This window comes from Agrobacterium sp. H141 (assembly GCF_057158725.1).
Window position 1 is genome coordinate 3,699,624 of the sequence record NZ_CM169893.1, and the last position, 15,996, is coordinate 3,715,619.

14 protein-coding genes are annotated in these 15,996 nt (G+C 60.1%); 5 read left to right on the forward strand and 9 right to left on the reverse strand.

The annotated features are described in order from the left end of the window. Positions 1–10: 10 nt before the first annotated feature. Positions 11–253, forward strand: coding sequence for a DUF6460 domain-containing protein (locus ACWPM9_RS17395; RefSeq protein WP_428185899.1), 243 nt, complete (start codon positions 11–13; stop codon positions 251–253). A 74-nt stretch (positions 254–327) separates the two neighbouring features. Here ACWPM9_RS17395 and ACWPM9_RS17400 read toward each other — a convergent pair whose 3' ends face one another. The 5 genes from ACWPM9_RS17400 to ACWPM9_RS17420 all read right to left on the reverse strand — a co-directional run bounded on the left by ACWPM9_RS17400 (position 328) and on the right by ACWPM9_RS17420 (position 5,942). Beyond that, positions 328–1,146, reverse strand: coding sequence for an ABC transporter permease (locus ACWPM9_RS17400; protein WP_428185900.1), 819 nt, complete (start codon positions 1,144–1,146; stop codon positions 328–330). 3 nt (positions 1,147–1,149) lie between these two features. Beyond that, positions 1,150–2,061, reverse strand: a complete 912-nt coding sequence (locus ACWPM9_RS17405; RefSeq protein WP_428185901.1) for an ABC transporter permease subunit — start codon at positions 2,059–2,061, stop codon at positions 1,150–1,152. A 4-nt stretch (positions 2,062–2,065) separates the two neighbouring features. Then, a complete protein-coding gene (locus tag ACWPM9_RS17410) occupies positions 2,066–3,208 on the reverse strand; it encodes an ABC transporter ATP-binding protein (protein ID WP_484755978.1) in 1,143 nt (380 codons plus the stop codon). Positions 3,209–3,285: 77 nt separating this feature from the next. Continuing rightward, on the reverse strand, positions 3,286–4,383 hold the full coding sequence (locus ACWPM9_RS17415) for a polyamine ABC transporter substrate-binding protein (RefSeq protein WP_484755979.1): 1,098 nt from the start codon (positions 4,381–4,383) through the stop codon (positions 3,286–3,288). Between the two features lie 131 nt (positions 4,384–4,514). Further along, positions 4,515–5,942 carry a helix-turn-helix domain-containing protein gene (locus tag ACWPM9_RS17420; protein WP_428185904.1) on the reverse strand — a complete coding sequence of 476 codons (1,428 nt, stop codon included), beginning with the start codon at positions 5,940–5,942 and terminating at the stop codon, positions 4,515–4,517. A gap of 227 nt (positions 5,943–6,169) precedes the next feature. On the opposite strand from ACWPM9_RS17420, the gene aceA reads away from it, so the two are divergent. Together aceA and ACWPM9_RS17430 are read left to right on the forward strand one after the other, a co-directional pair. Then, entirely contained in the window at positions 6,170–7,459 is a 1,290-nt protein-coding gene (gene aceA, locus ACWPM9_RS17425; protein ID WP_484755980.1) for an isocitrate lyase, read from the forward strand. 77 nt (positions 7,460–7,536) lie between these two features. Then, a complete protein-coding gene (locus tag ACWPM9_RS17430; protein ID WP_484755981.1) occupies positions 7,537–7,809 on the forward strand; it encodes an SMc00767 family acetate metabolism repressor in 273 nt (90 codons plus the stop codon). 157 nt (positions 7,810–7,966) lie between these two features. Here ACWPM9_RS17430 and ACWPM9_RS17435 read toward each other — a convergent pair whose 3' ends face one another. From ACWPM9_RS17435 to ACWPM9_RS17450, 4 genes are all read right to left on the reverse strand, one after another. Beyond that, positions 7,967–8,710, reverse strand: a complete 744-nt coding sequence (locus ACWPM9_RS17435) for a YrbL family protein (RefSeq protein WP_428185907.1) — start codon at positions 8,708–8,710, stop codon at positions 7,967–7,969. A 192-nt stretch (positions 8,711–8,902) separates the two neighbouring features. Next, positions 8,903–11,440 (reverse strand): methyl-accepting chemotaxis protein, encoded by a 2,538-nt coding sequence (locus ACWPM9_RS17440; RefSeq protein ID WP_484755982.1) that lies wholly within the window; start codon positions 11,438–11,440, stop codon positions 8,903–8,905. Positions 11,441–11,675: 235 nt separating this feature from the next. Further along, entirely contained in the window at positions 11,676–11,819 is a 144-nt protein-coding gene (locus ACWPM9_RS17445) for a hypothetical protein (protein ID WP_428185909.1), read from the reverse strand. A 124-nt stretch (positions 11,820–11,943) separates the two neighbouring features. Further along, positions 11,944–13,185: a BaiN/RdsA family NAD(P)/FAD-dependent oxidoreductase gene (locus ACWPM9_RS17450; RefSeq protein WP_428185910.1), complete on the reverse strand. Its 1,242-nt coding sequence runs from the start codon at positions 13,183–13,185 to the stop codon at positions 11,944–11,946. Between the two features lie 63 nt (positions 13,186–13,248). Here ACWPM9_RS17450 and ACWPM9_RS17455 point away from each other — a divergent pair, with 63 nt between their 5' ends. Beyond that, positions 13,249–14,685 (forward strand): glutamine synthetase family protein, encoded by a 1,437-nt coding sequence (locus ACWPM9_RS17455; RefSeq protein WP_428185911.1) that lies wholly within the window; start codon positions 13,249–13,251, stop codon positions 14,683–14,685. A 25-nt stretch (positions 14,686–14,710) separates the two neighbouring features. Further along, positions 14,711–15,994: an NAD(P)/FAD-dependent oxidoreductase gene (locus ACWPM9_RS17460; protein WP_484755983.1), complete on the forward strand. Its 1,284-nt coding sequence runs from the start codon at positions 14,711–14,713 to the stop codon at positions 15,992–15,994. The last annotated feature ends 2 nt before the right edge of the window (positions 15,995–15,996 follow it).

The window sequence follows — 15,996 nt, forward strand, 5'->3', positions numbered from 1 at the left end:
GGAGGCTTTGATGCGCCACATGATCATCGCCCTGTTCAAGATTGCCCTTGCCTCGCTGTTTGCGGGCATAGGCCTTTCCTTCTTCGGCATCACATGGGAAAGCGTGATCGGCCTGGTGGGGCTTACCCCGCAACGCCTTGTCGAACTTGCCGGTCAATGGATGACATGGTGCGCGCCCAAGATCATGCTGGGCGCGCTGTTCGTGGTGCCGATCTGGTTCATCACCTACATCCTGTTGCCGCCGCGCGGTTAAAGCACTCCAGCAAAAGCGGCAACCTTCTTCGCCAACTTCTTCGCCAAAATGCTCCACCGCGCGTGGCCGTCGGATCAGCCGCCCTGGGCTGCGATATGCTCGTCGCGCTGGCGCTGGACTTCCTGGCGCTTGGTGATGATCGAGGTTGCGATCACGCCGCAGGTGACGATGGCGATCAGGATGGTGCAGACCGCATTGATTTCCGGCGTCACGCCCAGTTTCACCTGACTGTAGATCTTCATCGGCAGCGTGGTGGCACCCGGTCCGGTGGTGAAGCTCGAGATCACCAGATCGTCGAGCGACAGGGTAAAGCCCAGCATCCAGCCGGAGATGATCGCCGGGGCAATGATCGGCAAGGTCACCTCGAAGAAGGTTCTGGTCGGCGTTGCGCCCAGATCGAGCGCTGCCTCTTCCAGCGAACGGTCAAACGTGATCAGTCGCGATTGGACGACGACGGCGACATAGCACATGGAAAAGGTGATATGGGCAATCAGCACCGTCCAGAATCCGCGGTCCATGCCGATCGAGACGAACAGCAGGAGCAGCGACAGGCCGGTAATCACGTCGGGCATCACGAGCGGTGCATAGACCATGCCGGAAAACAGCATGCGTCCGCGAAAGCGCGTGTAACGCGTCAGGGCAATTGCCGCCATCGTGCCCAGAACCGTCGCAATCGACGCCGATAACAGAGCGATGCGCAGCGTCACCCATGCTGCATCCAGCAATTGCTGGTTGCTCATCAGCGAGACATACCACTTGGTGGAAAAACCGCCCCAGACGGTCACCAGCTTGGACTCGTTGAAGGAGAAGATGACCAATAGCACGATCGGCAGGTAGAGGAAGGCGAAGCCGAGCGTGACCGATGCGATGTTGAAGCGAGACCATTTGAGCATGACTTATCTCTCCCGCTCCTGCGCCCGTGCCTGGGCATTCTGGTAAAAGACGATCGGTACGACCAGCAGCAACAGCAGAATGGTCGCCACCGCAGATGACACCGGCCAGTCGCGGTTGGCGTTGAACTCGTTCCAGAGTGTCTTGCCGATCATCAGCGTCTGCGAGCCACCGAGCAGATCGGGGATCACGAATTCACCGACAGCCGGGATGAAGACCAGCATGCAGCCGGCAATGATGCCGGGCAACGACAGTGGAAATGTCACTTTCCAAAACGCGGTCATCGGCGGGCAACCCAGATCCTCGGCCGCCTCGATCAGCGTGCCATCCATCTTCTCCAGCGCGGCATAAAGCGGCAGCACCATGAAGGGCAGATAGGAATAGACGATACCGATATAGACGGCAGTATTGGTGTTGAGGATGATCAGCGGGCTGTCGATGACGCCCAGCGTCAGCAGAAGCTGGTTGAGCAGGCCTTCGGGCTTCAGGATCGCGATCCAGGCATAGACGCGGATCAGGAAGCTGGTCCAGAACGGCAGGATCACCAGCATCAGCAAGGTCGGCCGCAAGGTGCGCGGCGCCTTTGCCATGCCATAGGCCAGAGGATAGGCAATCAGCAGCGTGAACAGGGTGGAAATTCCGGCAATGGTGACGCTGGAAATATAGGAGTTGATATAGAGCGCATCGCTGAACAGCCAGGCATAGTTGTCGAGCGAGAACTCGGAGAATTTCTCCTGCCAGATCGACAATCCCTCTGAGAAGCTGAAGACCGGCGTATAAGGTGGCATGGCAATCGCCGTCGTCGACAACGAAATGCGCATGACAATGAAGAACGGCACGAGGAAGAAGACGAACAGCCAGGCATAGGGAACGGCGATGACGATCCGCTTGGTGAGGAAGGCTTGCAATCCTGTCATGGCATCAATCCTTCAAGATGACGCCGGCATCCTCGGCGAATGACACCCAGACCTGCTGCTCATAGCCGAACGGATCATCCACGGTGCGCGCGGCATTCAGCTGCGAGGTCTTGACCACCTTGCCGCTTTCCAGCTTGACGTAGAACACCGTCATATCGCCGAGATAACCGATATCCCAGATCTCGCCGCTTATGGCATTGACCGCGGCATCGGCCGGAGGGCCGGCACTGATGCGCATTTTTTCCGGTCGAATGGCAAAGCCGGCCTTGGTGCCGGCCGGCGGCACGTCAGCCGATTGAACCCGGATCGTCAGGCCGTCATCGCCGGCAATCTCGCATTTGCCATCGACCACACCCTTGCAGGTGCCGTTGAAGACATTCACGTCGCCGATGAACTCGGCCACGAAGCGGCTCTTGGGTTCTTCGTAGATTTCCGCCGGCGTCGCCACCTGGATCACGTGACCCGCCGACATCACGGCAATGCGGTCGGCCATGGTCATGGCCTCTTCCTGGTCATGGGTCACCACCACGAAGGTCAGGCCCAGTTCCTGTTGCAGGTCCATCAGCTCGAACTGGGTTTCTTCGCGCAGTTTCTTGTCGAGCGCGCCAAGCGGTTCGTCCAGCAGCAGCACCTTGGGTCGCTTGGCAAGCGAGCGGGCGAGCGCCACGCGCTGGCGCTGGCCGCCGGACAGCTGGCTCGGCTTGCGCCCGGCAAATTGCTCGAGCTTCACCAGCTTCAGCATCTGCTTCACGCGCTCTTCAATCTCAGGCTTGGGCATGCCGTCCTGGCGCAGGCCGAAGGCGATGTTCTTTTCCACCGACATGTGCGGAAACAGCGCATAGGACTGGAACATCATGTTGACCGGGCGCCTGTAGGGCGGCGTGCCGGCCATGTTCTGGCCGTCGAGAATGATCTCGCCCTCGGTCGGTTGCTCAAATCCGGCCAGCATGCGCAACAGCGTTGACTTACCGCAACCGGAGGCACCGAGCAGAGCGAAGAATTCGCGGTGATAGATGTCGAGATTGAGATTGTCGACGGCGGTAAAATCGCCGAAGCGCTTGGTCACATTGCGGAAAGAAATATAGGGCTTTGCGTCCGGATCGGTCCAGGGCGCGAAGGAACGTCTAATACTACCCAGTGACTTCATATGTCTTCTTCCCCCGAAGCACTCGTGTCTTAAAAAAGGCCCGGGAGTTTTTCTCCCGAGCCTTGTGTCTCTTGCGGTTACTGGCCGGTGACGACCTTGGTCCAGGCTCGCGTCACGATGCGCTGCACCTTGGGGGCATAGGGGGTCACCGTGTAAAGCTTCTTCATGGCTTCTTCGGTTGGATAGATCGCCGGATCGTCCAGAACGTCCTTGTCGAGGAATTCCTGCGAGGCCTTGTTGCCGTTGGCATAGAAGACATAGTTGGATGCCTTGGCGATGACTTCCGGCTTCATCATGTAGTTGAGGAACTCGTGTGCCTCTTCGACATGCTTGGCGTCAGCCGGGATGGCCATCAGGTCGAACCACATCAGAGCGCCGCCCTTGGGGATCGAATATTCGACGTGAACGCCAGCATCGGCTTCGGCGGCACGATCGCGCGCCTGCAGCACGTCACCCGACCAGCCGAGTGCCAGGCAGATATCGCCATTGGCGAGCGCGTTGATATATTCCGACGAGTGGAACTTGCGGATATTCGGGCGAATGCTTTCGAGAAGAGCGGCCGCCTTTTCCAGTTCAGCCGGATCCTTGGAATCCGGATTCAGGCCGAGATAGTTGAGTGCAGCCGGGAAAGTTTCGGTCGGCGCATCCAGCATGTAGATGCCGCAATCCTTGAATTTGGCGATCACTTCCGGATCGAAGATCACATTCCAGTCGGGCTGATCGTCGGTGCCCATGATTTCCTTGTACTTGTCGACATTGTAGCCAATGCCCGTGGTACCCCACATGTAATCGATGGCGTAGTCATTGCCCGGATCATAGACCGAAACCTGCTTGGAGATCTCGTCCCACATGTTTTTCAGGTTCGGCAGCTTGGACTTGTCGAGCTTCTGGAACACACCGGCCTGGATCTGGCGCTGCAGGAAGCTGCCGGTCGGAACCACGATGTCATAGCCGGAGCCCCCAGCAAGCATCTTGGTTTCCAGCGTCTCGTTAGAATCGAAGACGTCGTAGACGACCTTGATGCCGGTTTCCTTGGTGAAATCAGCGAGGATCGATTCGTCGATATAGTCCGACCAGTTGTAGACATTCACAACGCGGTCTTCAGCCTGGACGGCACCGCCTGCGAAAATCGTCGCGAGCGCAACAGACGCCAGTTTGATCAGATTGGATCTCATTTTCTCTCCAGTTCTTTTTATCACAGCCGGGCTTGTTCCCCGTGCCATTCCCTTTTGTTTTCTCAAGACTAGGAAGGAATTGGACGGGCGACAAGAAAAATATTCGCAGTGCAAAAAAATGCTGTCGACCGCTATTGGAAATCGAAGGCCGAGAGGCCGGTGACCATTTCATCGAGGCCAAGCGGCCTCGTCACCGGCGGTTCGGCCCGCGACAGACATCCGGGCCGCTCGCACAACCGACAGGCCGTGCCGATGGCAACCGGCACAGCGGCGTCGCCCGCAACCGCCTCTCCATAGATGACATCGTGACGGAATGCGGCATCGCAACCGATCAGAAGCGCGGAACGCCTGACCCGCTCGTTAAATCCCGATTGCGGGCCTTCCAGCGTGCGCGATATCGTCAGATATCCGCCCCCATCTGTCACGGCCACATGATCGACCAGAACCTGCCCCGGCTGGGCAAAGGCGGCATGAATGTTGAGCTTGGGACAGCCGCCGCCAAAGCGGGCCTGGGGAAAGCCTTGAGCGCCTGCCTTTCGCAATCGATGCCCGGCATTGTCGATTTCCAGCAGGAAGAAGGGGATGCCAGCGGCCCCCGGTCGCTGCAGCATGGTCAGCCTGTTGGCGGCCTGCTCGTAGGACACCGAAAAACGCGCGCGCAACACGTCGACATCGTAGCGGGCCCGCTGTGCGGCCGCCAGAAAGCCTGCGTAAGGCATCATCAACGCATGGGCGGCATAGCGCGCCAGCTCGAAGCGGGCCAGGCGCCGGGCCTCGTTGGATGACAATGGCAGATCCTGCAACTCGGCAAAAATCTCGTCGGGCAGCGCCAGCAGGCAGGCTTCCATGGCGACCTCGCGCAACTGGTCATAGGGCGAGAGCCGCTCCGACAGGAAAAGCCGCATGGTATGGCGGTCATAGCGGCGCCTGAGATTGGGCATGGCATGAACCGGCAGCGCCCGAACGGCAATGCCGTGTTTTGTCCGCAGCCAGGCTTTCAGCGCGCCGCCCAGATCGTCGCCTGCGGAAAGCCCAAGCGATGCGTGAAAGGCTTCCGCCGCATCCTCGATCCGGGCATAGAAATTGGCGCGCTTCTCCAGCGTCTCGCGAACCTCGTCGCTTGGCAGCCTTGTGCCGGACAGTGAGGTTTCATGGCCCTCGCGCGCCAGCAGATCGGCAAGGTCGGTCAAACGTTCCGCCTGTTCGCGATAGGCGCGATAAAGCTTCAAAATGCCGGTGGCGGCATTGGGGGCCGCTTCCGCCACCTCGATCAGTTCCTGATCGCCCGGGACCTCGCCTGCCAGCAGCGGATCGGCAAAGACCTCGCGCAGCTGGCTCACCGTACCGCCCGCCTCGCCCTGCAATTCATCCAGATCGACCTTATAGACGGCAGAAAGCTTCAACAGCAGTTGCACGGTCAACGGTCGCTGGTTGCGCTCGATCAGGTTGAGATAGGACGGCGAGATCTCCAGGGCCTCGGCCATGGCCGTCTGGGTCAGCCCCAATCCGTTGCGGATCCGCCGGACGCGGGGACCGGCAAATATCTTGTTCTCCGCCATTTTTACCGTCCTTTACAAGTCTGCCAGAAAATCCGCATTTACAATATTTACAAATTTACACCGCCCTGCTGTCAAAGACCAGACAAGATAACCTCATTTAAACCCCAGAATTCCTTTTGTTTCTAGCAGTATTTTGCGACGCACTGTAAAAACAGTCACATCGAAGCCGGCGTACAGAACGCGATTTTAGGCGTGCACCGGAGGCATCTACGGCGAGGAGCTCTATTATGACCGATTTTGACAAACTGATTCCAAACGCACCCCGGGGCCGTTATGACGGCATCGAGCGGCCCTATAGTCAGGACGACGTTCAACGCCTGCGTGGCTCCGTCGCAATCCGCCATACGCTGGCCGAAATGGGCGCCAGCCGCCTTTGGCAGCTGATCAACGAAGAGGGTTACGTCAACGCACTCGGCGCGCTTTCCGGCAATCAGGCCATGCAGATGGTTCGTGCCGGGCTGAAGGCGATCTATCTGTCCGGCTGGCAGGTGGCCGCCGACGCCAATACCGCGTCTGCCATGTATCCCGATCAGTCGCTCTACCCCGCCAATGCGGCACCCGAGCTTGCCAAGCGCATCAACCGCACGCTTCAGCGCGCCGACCAGATCGAAACGCAGGAAGGCAACGGACTTTCCGTGGACACCTGGTTTGCCCCGATCGTCGCCGATGCCGAAGCCGGTTTCGGGGGACCGCTCAATGCCTTCGAGATCATGAAGGCCTTCATCGAGGCGGGCGCGGCCGGGGTGCATTTCGAGGACCAGCTGGCGTCGGAGAAGAAGTGCGGCCATCTGGGCGGCAAGGTCCTGATCCCGACGGCTGCCCATATCCGCAACCTGACGGCCGCACGCCTGGCCGCCGATGTCATGGGCGTCTCGACCTTGATCATCGCCCGCACCGATGCGGAGGCTGCCAAGCTGTTGACCTCGGATATCGACGAGCGCGACCAGCCCTTTGTCGACTACGATGCCGGCCGCACGCCGGAAGGCTTCTACCACGTCAAGAACGGTATCGATCCGTGCATTGCCCGCGCCATTGCCTATGCGCCTTATTGCGATCTGATCTGGATGGAAACCGGCAAGCCGGATCTGGAACAGGCGCGCCGGTTTGCCGAGGCCGTGCACAAGGTGCATCCGGGCAAGAAGCTGGCCTATAACTGCTCGCCGTCGTTCAACTGGAAAAAGAACCTGGATGACGCGACCATTGCCAGGTTCCAGCGCGAACTGGGCGCCATGGGTTACAAGTTCCAGTTCATCACGCTCGCCGGCTTCCACCAGCTGAACTACGGCATGTTCGAACTGGCCCGCGGCTACAAGGACCGGCAGATGGCCGCCTATTCGGAGCTGCAGGAAGCCGAGTTCGCAGCGGAGACCAACGGCTACACGGCGACCAAGCACCAGCGCGAAGTCGGCACCGGCTATTTCGACGCGGTCTCGCTCGCCATCTCCGGCGGCACGTCCTCCACCACGGCGATGCGGGGGTCGACCGAGACCGAACAGTTCCGCCCGGCGGCGGAGTAAGAGGGGGACTTGTCCCGACTGCACCAACCAATCGAACCAGAATTCAACAACCCCGAGCAATGAGAGGAGAAATACCCATGACACCCAGAACCCGAGTCAAGGAACGCGCCGAAGAACAGTCATCGGCCATGAACGGCGACCAGCAGGCATTGATCCGCATGATCGCCAATGATCTGCATCGCCTCAACCATTCCGTCATGAAGGCCGTCGATGGTGGCGTCTCGGTCGAACTCATCCGCTCCGCCCGCCACCATGGCGGCGACGGCAACTGGGGCGACCTGTTGATCCCCGTCGTTGTCACGCAGGCCCATCGCATATCCGACACCGTGGTCGAATTGACGCCACAATAAGATGGCCTAATCAGGCTTCATCACTGTCCTGCACCACCTCAGCCGGCCTTCTGGCCGGCTTTCTTTGTCGCGGGACAGCAATGCCGGTCCGACCGGATGGCGACACTGCGGCGCAATGTCAAACGCCATCGCCTGACTGATCAGACCGCCTGACTGATCAGACCGTCTGGCGAGACGCGTCTCGCGATGGATCCTGAGCCTGAGCCGCCAGTTCCTCACCATTCACCGACAGGCCTTCGGATACAACAAAGGCATCGATGGTGTCTTGCAGACGCTTACGATAGCGCTTCAGTTTCAGCGCGTTCAGCGTGCCGCTCACGGCATAGATGTGGATGGCGCTCTTGTCGCCGGTGCCGTCGATGCAGACAATGCGCTGGCCACCCTTGCCGTCGCCGGTCAGGACAAAGTTGTCGGGGCTACAATCGGCCATGACGATATGATGTTTGCGCATGACCTCGAAACATTCATCCACAAGCTCGAAGACCCACGGCTGCGGCCCATGTTTGCGCAGCACATCGCGAATGGTCGGGGCTGTTTCACCCGATGGTCCACGCAACCGTTCGACCAGCATGCCCAGCCCCCTGGTGGTGTGTATGAAGCCGTAGATGCGGGCAATCGGCAGCGCGACATCTTCGTCGCCGGAAAACCGGCGCGCCTGTTCCAGGAATTCGTCGAATTCTCGGCTGAAGCTCAGATAGGCACCAAAGCGGCGGATATGGCGGTAGAACTTGCGCCTGGAGCGCAGTCGTTTTTCGCCGTTGGGACCGCGCCTGTTTTCGCGAATGACCTTGAGCACGATTTCGGGATAGTCATCGTGAACATAAACGTCACGCGAGGCACCACCGGCAATAAGCTGCCATTCGGCGAGATCGATCTTGTCGGAAAATTGTAACGTCTTCATCACGGGTGCCTGCGCCTTGGGGCTTCATCTGCCAACGGAACGAGGGTCGCACGGCGATCACAGCGGTCCTTAATTGCGCGTCCGTGTAACATACCTGTCATAAACGGCAAACTGCCGCACCGCCTTAAAAAGACAGCAGGGCCGGCCCGAAGGCCAGCCCGACAAACACTTCATCGTGAGATCGCGCCCGGATCAGGCGGCGGCAGTCGATGGATGGCGGGTCGCCACGCCTTCCGCCTCGATGCGGAACTGCCGGACCAGAACCATCAGATCGTCAGTCTCATTGGCCAGATCATGGCTTGCGGCCGTCGCCTCTTCCACCATGGCCGCATTCTGCTGGGTCATCTGATCCATGTAGTTGACGGAGGTGTTGATCTCCTGCAACGCGGCAGACTGTTCCTGGCTGGCGGTGGCGATCATATTGACATGCTGGCTGATGGTGGCGATCTGCTCGCTGATGCGCTGCAGCACGTCGCCGGCTTCCTTCACATGGGTCGAGCCCGTTGCCACTTCTTCGGACGAGCTGTTGATCAGGCCCTTGATCTCCTGCGCGGCCCCGCCGGAGCGCTGGGCGAGTTCACGCACCTCCTGGGCGACAACGGCAAAGCCCTTGCCGGCGTCGCCGGCGCGTGCCGCCTCGATGCCGGCGTTGAGCGCCAGCAGATTGGTCTGGAAGGCAATATCCTCGATCACGTCGATGATCTGCTCGATCTTGCGTGAGGCCTCCTCGATGCGCCCCATTGCCGAAATGGCATTGCCGACCACGACGGCGGATTCATCCGCATTGCGCTTGGTGTCCCCGACAATGCTGTCGGCTTCCTTGGCGCGTTCTGCGGCCCCCCGCACGGTTGCGGTGATTTCGTCGACGGCGGCGGCCGTCTGTTCCAGCGAGGCGGCCTGCTGCTCGGTCCGCTTGGAAAGCTCGCCGGTGGAGCCTGCCATCTGGCGACCATTGTTCTGGATGAGACCGACATTATGGGTGATCTTGCCCATGGTGTCGCGCAAGCGCTGCAGCGACAGGTTGAAATCCACCCGCAGGCGTTCCAGCCGTCCGTTGAACTTGCCTTCGATCTGGAAGGAAATATCGCCCGCGGCCAACCGTTCCAGCGCTGCGGCAAGCTTCGTCACCGCATGATCGATCTCGGCGTCCAGCGCCTGCTTTTCCTCATCGTTACGGCGGCGCTCGGCTTCGGCACTTTCGCGCTGCTGCTCGCTTTGCGCCTCGACCTCGATCTTGGCACGGGCATTGTTCTTGAAGATGCCGAGCGCACGGGCCATGGCACCGATCTCGTCGCCACGGGCCTCTCCGGCAATCGTCGTTTCAAGATCGCCATCGGCAATGCGGCGCATGGTGCCGGTAATGGCGGCAATCGGCCGCTGCAGGGTCAGGACCAGGGCAATTCCGCCCAGAACCGCCAGCAGGATACCGATCACGGTCGTGGAGATCGAGACGCCATTGGCGCGAACGCGCTCTTCCACGGCTGCCTGTTTCTGCATGTCGGAGAAGGTGGTGAGATTGCTCCAGGCCGTGACGATGGCCTGGTTGGCCTCGGCATATTCCGTTTTGCGTTCGGCGCTGACATCCACCAGGGCAATACTGCTGTCCTTCAGCGCAGCAAGCGCCGGCGTGATATGCGCAGACAGTTTGTCGAAGAAGGCCTTGTCCTCGATGCTGGCACCGAGTGTTTCGAGATTATCGGCAATCAGTTTCACCTGACGGTCGATCCGCTCCATTCCCTCCTGATCCTTGCTGATACGGAAGGCTTCGGCAACGATACGCAGGTCGTAGACGCCGGTAATCAGCTTGCGGCTACCGGCCAGAACCTCTTCGGCCACCACGACCTTGGCGTCCACATCGGCAAACTGGTTGATGGCCTCCGACGTCTTGGAGGCGGATGCCTCATCGAAGGCCTCTGCATATTGGCGGAACTTGCGCAGGATCGCCTTGACCGCATCGGCATTGTCGGGACCCATATCGCCCGATTGCACGCGTTCGCGCAGATCGGCGATCGATTCGGCGAAATTCTTGCCGATAATGCCCTGATTGCCGGTCAATGCGGAGAGCACCTTGCGCTGCGTCTTCACCAGGTCGCCAAGCTTTGCCGTCAGAAAGGGAAACTGGCGCTCGGGCGAACCGGCAGCCATGGTCTGGTTGACCAGCGAGGTGACGAACTGGCCGCCATCGGTCAGGCGTGCCGCCTGGCGCAACGCTGCCTTGGCTTCATTTTCCTCGTTGCGCACGGCGCGCTGAAGGCGTGTCGCCTCATCGGAGAGTTCCATCTGTGCCGAGACCAGGGCGCTCAAACCGCCGGCGATCGAGGCATCCAGTTCGGATTCACGCTGATAGAGATCCCAAAGCCCGCCAATGCGACCATCGATCCCTTCCGTCGCGCGGATCGCCTTTTCGAGATCCTCGCGGCCGACCGCCGTGTCATCGAGCCCGGCAAGGCTGGTCTGAAGCGCCGATTGCTGCACCGTGAGCGCATCGCTGACCGCGCCGCGGGTCTCCTCTGACGGCTCGACCAGAAATTTGTCCATGGCGGTGCTGACATCGCGGAAACCGCTCAACGCACCCATCATGCCGTTGGAGATTTCCATGCGGTGCTGCAACAGGCCGGACGCGTAGAGCCCCATCAGGCCGACGGCGGAAATGGACAGAACGAATGGAAAGACGAAGGCCAAAACCTTGGTCGAAATGGAAAAGCGAGACAGGAACTTGTCTACAAACATCTAAAACTACCCCCTCAGCATGCCATGCGGCGCCCGGTCTCCCTTCCGGATCTGCGCCACCCATGCCCTCAAAAAAAATTCGGCTCTGCTTTTACGCGCGCAGACCTTTCGGTATCTCCAATGTGACGCTGATGAATTAAATTTTTATTTAAGCTATCGCTACTTTACGATACGCATGCTACCCATCTGCCGTCCCGATCGTGCGGGAAACGGCAAGGCAAGTCGGCCATTATGATCAGGAAACGATTGCCAGCACGACAGCAGCAATGGCCGCCAGGGCAAAGAGTGCCGCACCGGTCAGAAATGTCATGCGCTGGGCTGCCGCATCTTCGGTCTTGGCAATGGCGATTGCGCGGGCACGACGGCTGGACTTTGGCATGCTGGACTCCTTGAATGACAAATGGCGCAGGCCAGAGCGTCGATGCGATCGCGGCTTTGGCATTCAACCAGATTGGCGGAGATCCATTAATAAGCGCTGAATATCGGAGGACGCATTCGAACGTCTATGCAACTTCTCCGGCGGCACGGCCCGATGCCCAGGCCCATTGAAAGTTATAGCCGCCCAGCCAGCCGGTCACATCCACGCATTCGCCAATGAAATAGAGCCCCGGCACGCCCCTGGCTTCCATGGTCTTCTGGTCGAGCCCCTTGGTATCGACGCCGCCGATGGTCACTTCGGCCGTGCGGTAGCCTTCAGACCCCGCAGGCTTGATCGTCCAGCGTTTCAGGCTTTCGCCGCAGGCGTCCAGCTTGCGATCGGCCATATCGGCAAGCGGCAAAGACAACTGATTGCGCTCGGCGAAGTATTGCGCCAGCCGCTTGGGCAGGCGGTGGGCCAGCACCGTCTGCACCGACTGGCGACCGTTTTCGCGCTTGGCCGCCTTCAGCAATTCGGCAAAATCCGTCTCCGGCTCAAGGGCAATCTCGATTTCGTCGCCCTCGCGCCAATAGCTGGAAATCTGCAGGATGGCCGGGCCGCTCAGGCCGCGATGGGTAATCAGAAGCGCCTCGCGGAAACTGGTCTTTGCGTGGCGCACCTTTGCATCCACCGCAAGGCCGGCCAGCGGCGACAGTTCCGCCAGAAAACCCGGCTCCAGCGTCAGCGGCACCAATGCCGGACGCGTCTCCGTCGTCTTCAGCCCGAACTGCTCGGCAATCCTGTAGGCAAAACCGGTCGCCCCCATTTTCGGGATCGACTTGCCGCCAGTGGCCAGAACCACGCTTTTGCCGTGAAAGACGCCATCGCTGGTGGCAACCTTGTAGCCGTCAGGGGATTTCTCAACCGTCTCGATCGAGCAGGACAGTTTCAATTCGGCACCGCCGTCGCGCATCTCCCGCACCAGCATGTCGATGATCTGGCGCGCACTGTCATCGCAAAACAGCTGGCCCAGCGTCTTTTCATGCCAGGCAATTCCATGGGCATCGACCATGGCGACAAAATCGGCAGGGGTGTAGCGGGCAAGCGCCGATTTGGCGAAATGCGGGTTTTCCGAGAGATAGTTCTTTGGTCCGGCATGGATATTGGTGAAGTTGCAGCGCCCGCCGCCCGATATCCGGATCTTCTCTCCGGGGGCCTTGGCGTGGTCGATGACCAGCACCGTGCGACCCCTTTTGGCAGCGGCGATGGCACACATCATGCCGGCGGCGCCTGCGCCGAGTATCAGGACATCGTATTCGCGCGCCACGTGCTTCTCCCGGTAAAATTCGGCCCTGTCTTTTGCGATCAGCGGCATAAAGTCAATCATCCCCCCCTCGCCAAGCGGGAAAGTCTGGCTATGATGGCGCCATCAACAACAGACTGGTGAGACATGCCTCCGAAGAAAAATATGCTGAGACCCCAGGGCGCCGCTTCCAAAAAGGCTTCTGTGCCTCCAGACCTGCGATCGTCCCGAGGAGTCAAAAGCTGGAAGGAGGCTGCCTACTGGCTTCGCGCCCGCGGCATCGAGGATATCGAATGCATCACGCCGGACCTTGCGGGCGTGGCCCGCGGCAAGATGATGCCGTCGTCCAAGTTCACCAGCAACACATCGCTGGCTCTGCCGTCGGCGCTTTATCGCCACACCATTTCCGGCGATTATCCGGATGAGACCGCCTCGTTCCGCTATGAGCCGCGCGATGGCGATCTGAAGCTTGTGCCCGATCTGTCCACGCTTTCGGTGGTGCCGTGGGAAAGCGATCCCACCGCGCAGGTGATCTGCGACGTGATCAACACCGAGGGTGAGCAAGTCGCCTATACGCCGCGCAATGTGCTGCGCAATGTGGTCAAGCTTTATGAAGAGCGCGGCTGGAAGCCGGTGGTGGCCCCGGAAATCGAATTCTATCTGGTGGCCATGAACGACGACCCGGATTATCCGCTTCGTCCGCCCAAAGGCCGTTCCGGCCGCTCGATCCTGGGCGGTCAAAGCTATTCGATTGCCGGCATCAACGAATTCGACGAACTGATCGACGATATCTATCACTTCTCCGAAAAGCAGGGCCTCGAGATCGATACGCTGATCCACGAGGAGGGTCCCGCCCAGCTCGAGATCAACCTTCGTCACGGCGATCCGGTGGCGCTGGCCGACCAGGTCTTCCTGTTCAAGCGCACCATCCGCGAGGCAGCCCTCAAGCACGGCATCTATGCCACCTTCATGGCAAAGCCGATGCAGGGACAGGCCGGGTCCGCCATGCATATCCACCAGTCGGTGGTGGAAATCGACACGGGCAAGAATGTCTTTTCCAATGCCGACGGCTCACCGTCGGAGGAATTCTTCCACTTCATCGGCGGCATGCAGAAATACGTGCCCAGTGCGCTGGTGATGATGGCCCCTTACGTGAATTCCTACCGGCGTCTGGCACCCGATATGGCAGCCCCCGTCAACAATGCCTGGGGCTATGACAACCGCACCACGGCTTTCCGCGTGCCGCAGTCGGATGCGGCGGCAAGGCGCGTGGAAAACCGCCTGCCGAGCTCCGATGCCAATCCCTATCTGGCGCTTGCGGCGTCGCTCGGTTGCGGCATGCTCGGCATCATGAACTCCATCAAGCCCACGGAAGCGACGGAAATCTCGGCCAATGAGGGATCCATCGATCTTCCTCGCGGACTTCTGGAGGCGGTCGCACTGCTGGAGGAGCAGCCCGATTTCGAAAAGGTGTTTTCCAAGGAATTCGTCGGTCTTTACGCCGGCATCAAGCGGGGGGAATTCGAGACATTCATGCAGGTGATCAGCCCGTGGGAGCGGGAATTCCTGCTCCTGAATGTCTGACAGTCGCATACAAGGAGTGCCCCCCATGCTTTGGCAAAGCCCGATCGCCCCAGGGATTTCCTGGTACCAAGACAGTGCTGGCGAGCGTCCGGAATATCCGGTGCTCGACGGCTCCAGACAGACCGACATCGCCATTGTCGGCGGCGGCTTCACCGGCCTTCAGGCAGCCTACACGCTGGCCAGGGCCGGCGTGTCGGTCACGCTGATCGAAGACGGTCGCTTCGGCGATGGTGCGTCCGGTCGCAATGGCGGCCAGTTCGGCACCGGCCAGCGCGCCGAGCCGGATGAACTGGAAGACGAATACGGTTTCGAGCGCGCCAAGGCGCTGTTCGACCTTGCCGAGAATGCCAAGAAATACATCCTCGGCTTTGCCGCAGACCAGGCCATCGACATGGATTTCATGCCGGGCCAGCTCAATGTCGCACACAAGTCCGGCCACGAGCGCGACTACCAGAAGTCGGTCGAAGCCTTCCACCGCTTCGGCTATACCGACATTTCCTATATGGACATCGCGGAAACCGCCGAACGGGTCGGCTCCAAGCGCTTCTATTGCGGCACCCGCGATACCGGCACCGGGCATATCCATCCGCTCAAGCTGGTGATCGGCCTTGCAAAGGCGGCCAAGGCTGCCGGCGCGGACCTGTTTGAAATGACGCGTGCGACCGGCATCCGCCAGAGCGGCGGCAAGACCACGATCGAGACGGCGCGTGGCACGATCACTGCCGACAAGGTGCTGCTGGCCACCAATGCCTACATCAAGGGCCTGGAACCGGTCACGGCGGCGCATGTGATGCCGATCCGCTCCTTTATCGGTGCCACCGTTCCGCTCGACAAGTTTCCGTCGGTCATTCCGGGCTCCGATGCCATTGCCGATTCCCGATTCGTCGTGCGCTACTGGCGCAAGACCAATGACGGACGGCTGCTGTTCGGCGGACGCGAGGCCTATACCTCCGATACCCCGCGCGATATTTCCGAGCACATCCGCCGGCAGATCGCCGAGATCTACCCGGAACTTCATGATATCGGCATCACCCATGCCTGGGGCGGCTCGGTCGGCATCACCATGTCGCGCAAGCCGTTTGCCCGTGAGGTCATGCCGGGCGTCACCTCCGTTGGCGGCTTCTCCGGTCATGGCGTCATGCTTTCCAACTATTGCGGAAAGCTCTGGGCCGAGGGCATCTTGGGGCGATCGAGGGAACTCGATCTGATCAGGGATCTGAACATCGGTGCCTTCCCCGGCGGCTCCAGGCTGCGCAGCCCGCTGCTGTTCCTCGCGCTGACTTATTACGCCTTGCGGGACAAATTCTAAGA

Excerpts from the sequence above, each read along its gene's own strand:
- ACWPM9_RS17395 (WP_428185899.1), top strand. The coding sequence starts at position 11 with ATGCGCCACATGATCATCGCCCTGTTCAAGATTGCCCTTGCCTCGCTG.
- ACWPM9_RS17400 (WP_428185900.1), bottom strand. The coding sequence starts at position 1,146 with ATGCTCAAATGGTCTCGCTTCAACATCGCATCGGTCACGCTCGGCTTC.
- ACWPM9_RS17405 (WP_428185901.1), bottom strand. The coding sequence starts at position 2,061 with ATGACAGGATTGCAAGCCTTCCTCACCAAGCGGATCGTCATCGCCGTT.
- ACWPM9_RS17410 (WP_484755978.1), bottom strand. The coding sequence starts at position 3,208 with ATGAAGTCACTGGGTAGTATTAGACGTTCCTTCGCGCCCTGGACCGAT.
- ACWPM9_RS17415 (WP_484755979.1), bottom strand. The coding sequence starts at position 4,383 with ATGAGATCCAATCTGATCAAACTGGCGTCTGTTGCGCTCGCGACGATT.
- ACWPM9_RS17420 (WP_428185904.1), bottom strand. The coding sequence starts at position 5,942 with ATGGCGGAGAACAAGATATTTGCCGGTCCCCGCGTCCGGCGGATCCGC.
- aceA (WP_484755980.1), top strand. The coding sequence starts at position 6,170 with ATGACCGATTTTGACAAACTGATTCCAAACGCACCCCGGGGCCGTTAT.
- ACWPM9_RS17430 (WP_484755981.1), top strand. The coding sequence starts at position 7,537 with ATGACACCCAGAACCCGAGTCAAGGAACGCGCCGAAGAACAGTCATCG.
- ACWPM9_RS17435 (WP_428185907.1), bottom strand. The coding sequence starts at position 8,710 with ATGAAGACGTTACAATTTTCCGACAAGATCGATCTCGCCGAATGGCAG.
- ACWPM9_RS17440 (WP_484755982.1), bottom strand. The coding sequence starts at position 11,440 with ATGTTTGTAGACAAGTTCCTGTCTCGCTTTTCCATTTCGACCAAGGTT.
- ACWPM9_RS17445 (WP_428185909.1), bottom strand. The coding sequence starts at position 11,819 with ATGCCAAAGTCCAGCCGTCGTGCCCGCGCAATCGCCATTGCCAAGACC.
- ACWPM9_RS17450 (WP_428185910.1), bottom strand. The coding sequence starts at position 13,185 with ATGATTGACTTTATGCCGCTGATCGCAAAAGACAGGGCCGAATTTTAC.
- ACWPM9_RS17455 (WP_428185911.1), top strand. The coding sequence starts at position 13,249 with ATGCCTCCGAAGAAAAATATGCTGAGACCCCAGGGCGCCGCTTCCAAA.
- ACWPM9_RS17460 (WP_484755983.1), top strand. The coding sequence starts at position 14,711 with ATGCTTTGGCAAAGCCCGATCGCCCCAGGGATTTCCTGGTACCAAGAC.